4 protein-coding genes are annotated in these 4,031 nt (G+C 61.7%); 2 read left to right on the top strand and 2 right to left on the bottom strand.

What is annotated here, in order from left to right; all coding sequences use genetic code 11:
- Window positions 1-26: 26 nt before the first annotated feature.
- Window positions 27-395, bottom strand: a complete 369-nt coding sequence (locus HX846_RS26305; RefSeq protein ID WP_003210580.1) for a hypothetical protein — start codon at window positions 393-395, stop codon at window positions 27-29.
- Between the two features lie 236 nt (window positions 396-631).
- On the opposite strand from HX846_RS26305, the gene HX846_RS26300 reads away from it, so the two are divergent.
- Both HX846_RS26300 and HX846_RS26295 read left to right on the top strand, forming a co-directional pair.
- On the top strand, window positions 632-1,930 hold the full coding sequence (locus HX846_RS26300; RefSeq protein ID WP_003210581.1) for a hypothetical protein: 1,299 nt from the start codon (window positions 632-634) through the stop codon (window positions 1,928-1,930).
- Window positions 1,923-2,711: a VacJ family lipoprotein gene (locus HX846_RS26295; RefSeq protein ID WP_003210582.1), complete on the top strand. Its 789-nt coding sequence runs from the start codon at window positions 1,923-1,925 to the stop codon at window positions 2,709-2,711. The genes HX846_RS26300 and HX846_RS26295 overlap by 8 nt, the downstream gene beginning before the upstream one ends.
- 30 nt (window positions 2,712-2,741) lie before the next feature.
- On the opposite strand, the gene HX846_RS26290 is transcribed toward HX846_RS26295, so the two are convergent.
- Window positions 2,742-4,031, bottom strand: a 1,290-nt coding sequence (locus tag HX846_RS26290) for an FUSC family protein (protein ID WP_178966393.1), incomplete at its 5' end; no start/stop codon positions are given.

Genomic DNA, 4,031 nt, shown 5'->3' with positions numbered 1-4,031 from the left:
GCGGGCTTGCTCGCGAAGAGGCCCTGTCAGGCAACGCGAGGCTTACGGACCAACCGCAACCCCGCAATCACCACCGCAAACACCGCAAAGGTCGTGTTGTATAACGCCAACGCCGGAAACCCGAACACCAGCGCCAACACGGCCAATCCCCACCCGGCCCGGCCCGGCACGAAAAACGCCAGCACCGCCGTGACCAGCGCCGCCCAGCCCAGCACCTTGAAGTGAATCATCAACCCCAGGTTGGAACGCACCTGGCATTCCCAGCGGCTGGCTTCGTCAGCGCAAATGCCCACCCAACGGCCATCCTCCATGAATCCGTAACGCGCGCCATAACTGGCGGCCAGCCAAAGCGGCAGGGCAATAAGCAACAGGATCAGCGGAAAACGGCGGGACATGGGGCACTCCGATAGGCGAAAACGGCGCCCAGCTTAATCCCCCGGTGGCCGTTGGCAAGTTTTGCAAACAGATAAGTGTTCATTAAGGCGTGCCAAAGTGTATCGTCTCGCTACTATTACCCCGATTCCGACGTTTTTTCCGACTTTTAGTGCCGAAGGCTGGCACTTCGGCAGCAACGCGGTGGTCATAGCCTGCGAACTCCACTTCAGCACGTTTTCCTCTTAGGGATTTAGTCATGCTCCGTTCCTTGCGCTGTGCGGCCCTGTTGGGCAGCCTTTTTCTGAGTGCGTCAGCACTGGCGGTCGATATCGACCAGGCCAGCTATGGCTACCCTTTGACCAACCCGTTTGAAGCGACCATCGCCACCACCCCGCCGAACCTGCGGCCGGAACTGCCATCGGACGATCAAATCAATCAGTCCGACTACACCCTGACGATGCGTCCCGAGCGCGAGTTCAGCCTGCCTGACAACTTCTGGGCGGTGAAGAAACTCACCTACCGCATCGCCAAGCAGGACCGTGCCGCACCGCTGATCTTCCTGATCGCCGGCACCGGCGCACGCTTTGACAGCACCATCAACGAATACCTGAAAAAGCTCTACTACAAGGCCGGTTACCACGTCGTCCAGCTGTCGTCCCCCACCAGCTTCGACTTCATCGCCGCCGCCTCGCGCTTCGCCACTCCCGGCATCAGCCAGGAAGACGCCGAAGACATGTACCGCGTGATGCAGGCCGTACGCGCGCAAAACCCGACGCTGCCCGTGACCGACTTCTACCTCACCGGCTACAGCCTCGGCGCCCTCGACGCAGCCTTTGTCAGCAAGCTGGATGAAACCCGTCGCAGCTTCAACTTCAAGAAAGTCCTGCTGCTGAACCCGCCGGTCAACCTCTATACCTCGATCACCAACCTCGACAAACTGGTGCAGACCGAGGTCAAGGGCATCAACAACAGCACCACCTTCTATGAGCTGGTGTTGAACAAACTGACCCGCTACTTCCAGCAAAAGGGCTACATCGACCTCAACGATGCCCTGCTGTACGACTTCCAGAACTCCAAGGAACACCTGACCAACGAACAGATGGCGATGCTGATCGGCACTTCATTCCGCTTCTCGGCGGCCGACATTGCCTTCACCTCGGACCTGATCAACCGTCGCGGCCTGATCATCCCGCCCAAGTACCCGATCAGCGAAGGCACCAGCCTCACGCCGTTCCTCAAGCGTGCGCTGCAGTGCGACTTCGACTGCTACCTCACCGAACAGGTGATCCCGATGTGGCGCGCCCGTTCCGACGGCGGCAGCCTGCTGCAACTGGTTGACCAGGTCAGCCTGTATGCCCTCAAGGACTACCTGCACGACAGCCCGAAAATCGCCGTCATGCACAACGCCGACGACGTGATCCTGGGCCCTGGCGACCTTGGCTTCCTGCGTAAAACCTTCGGCGATCGCTTGACCGTCTACCCCCTGGGCGGCCATTGCGGCAACCTCAACTACCGCGTCAACGCCGACGCCATGCTGGAGTTCTTCCGTGGCTAAATATCTTCTGCTGCTCGCCGCCCTGATGTGCGCGGGCGTGGCCAATGCCGACAACAGCAAGGCCCACACGCCGACCGTAGTGGACTCCGACGGCTTCAAGGAGCCCCTGAGCCACCTCAAGTTCAACCCTGGCCTGGACCAGCGTGAGTTCGAGCGCTCGTCGGTCAACGCGCTGAATGTCTACGACCCGCTGGAGTCGTGGAACCGCCGGGTCTATCACTTCAACTACCGCTTCGACCAGTGGGTGTTCCTGCCGGTGGTGGACGGTTACCGCTATGTCACCCCAAGCTTCCTGCGTACCGGCGTCAGCAACTTCTTCAACAACCTCGGGGATGTGCCCAACCTGTTGAACAGCCTGCTGCAGCTCAAGGGCCATCGTTCCCTGGAAACCACCGGGCGCCTGCTGCTCAACACCACCATCGGCATCGCCGGCCTGTGGGACCCGGCCACCGCCATGGGCCTGCCGCGCCAGAGCGAAGACTTCGGCCAGACCCTGGGCTTCTACGGTGTACCGGGCGGCGCCTACCTGGTGCTGCCGCTGTTTGGTCCGTCGAACCTGCGGGATACCACCGGCCTGCTGGTGGACTACGGCGCCGAGACCGAGATCAACTTCCTGAACGTGTCCAAGGTCAGCGAAAACCACCCGGAAATCTGGGCCCTGCGCGCCGTCGACAAGCGCTACCAGACCAGCTTCCGCTACGGCCAGATGAACTCGCCGTTCGAGTATGAAAAGGTGCGCTACGTGTACACCGAGGCGCGCAAGTTGCAGATCGCCGAGTAATGCCCCGTGTAGGCGCTGGCTTGCCAGCGCCTACATCCCCCGCCGACACCACTTACGCCACGTAAACCGCAGTTGCAGCACCGCCGCCCTGGCCATTTCCCGATCCTGCTCCGCCAATCCCGAAGGCTGTTCAAGCGCTTCAAGCATCGCAACGCTGGCCGCATCCATCAGCGACTCATTCGCCACGCTCGGTCCACCCTCCTCCAACACCGACTCCAATGCCCGCAAATAGCGATCGCGCTCAATCGCCAACGCACCCCGGCTGTCCGCCAGGCAGGCGCGCAACTCCAGCAACTCATCCCCCAGGTCCAGCCCCAGCAATCCGTTATCCCAGTGGACACGGCGATCGGCAGGCAAGGTTTCGCTGTAGCGCGACAAGCGAATCAACCGGTCCGCCATGCGCCCGCCAAACCAGCTTTCAGCCTGCTCCAGGGGACGGGAAGTCAATTGCGCCAGGTCGAACAGCGACGCCTTGAACATCCGCCGATAGTGATGCTCGCCGGGATTGAGCTGGATCAGCCGAAACACCACCACGGCAATCCCGACACCCACCAACGTCGCGATGGCCTTGTTGAGGAAGGCGGCAAAGTCATAGGTCATCACATTGCTGGGCCCGACGTTGTTGACGAAAAAGATGCAGAACGCCGAGGCCGTGGCCGCCAGCTTGAGGCGGCTCATGCACAACGAGGCGAAAAACAGCGGCACTCCCAACGCCAGGCATAACAAGGGAAAGCCATCGAAGCCGGGCAACAGTACGAAGCACACAACACCGGCCACCGGGATCGACAGCGCAATGCCCTTGAGGAAGTTCAGGCTGGAGGCCGAAGGGTTTTCCCGCGCTGCAAACAGGCTCAACACCACGCCACAAATCGATACCGCGCCCAAACCCGAAGGCCACGCCGTAAAGATCCAGAACGCCGCGACCGCCAGAAAGGCCAACGCACTGCGCAGCCCACCTAGCACCCCCTGCTCGATATCCCGGTGCCAGGACATCGCCCCCGGTGCGCCGGGCGGCACCCTGCCCTGCTCGACCGCCGACAGCGTCAATGCACCCCGCTCAATCAAGCGCAACACCTGCGCCAGTTGCACCAGGCAAAAGTGCGCCTCCTGGCCAAGATGCGGATCCTGCAACGCCAGGCCAAGCCGTTGTGACAACTCGGGCAGTTCATCAAGACGCTCCTGCTGCAACGCCAAAGCCACCGCTTCAATCAGTGGCCCGACCGCCGCCGTTTCATCGAGCATCATCCGCTGGCGCGCCACGCCCCGCGCCGCCCGCAGCAGGCTAAGCAGATCACGGCTGAGCACCCGCAAGGCCTGGGA

Origin of the sequence: Pseudomonas sp. K5002, from assembly GCF_013386655.1 — a bacterium.
GTDB lineage: Bacteria > Pseudomonadota > Gammaproteobacteria > Pseudomonadales > Pseudomonadaceae > Aquipseudomonas.
This window is presented reverse-complemented; position numbering and strand designations above follow the sequence as displayed.

Excerpts from the sequence above, each read along its gene's own strand:
- HX846_RS26305 (WP_003210580.1), bottom strand. The coding sequence starts at position 395 with ATGTCCCGCCGTTTTCCGCTGATCCTGTTGCTTATTGCCCTGCCGCTT.
- HX846_RS26300 (WP_003210581.1), top strand. The coding sequence starts at position 632 with ATGCTCCGTTCCTTGCGCTGTGCGGCCCTGTTGGGCAGCCTTTTTCTG.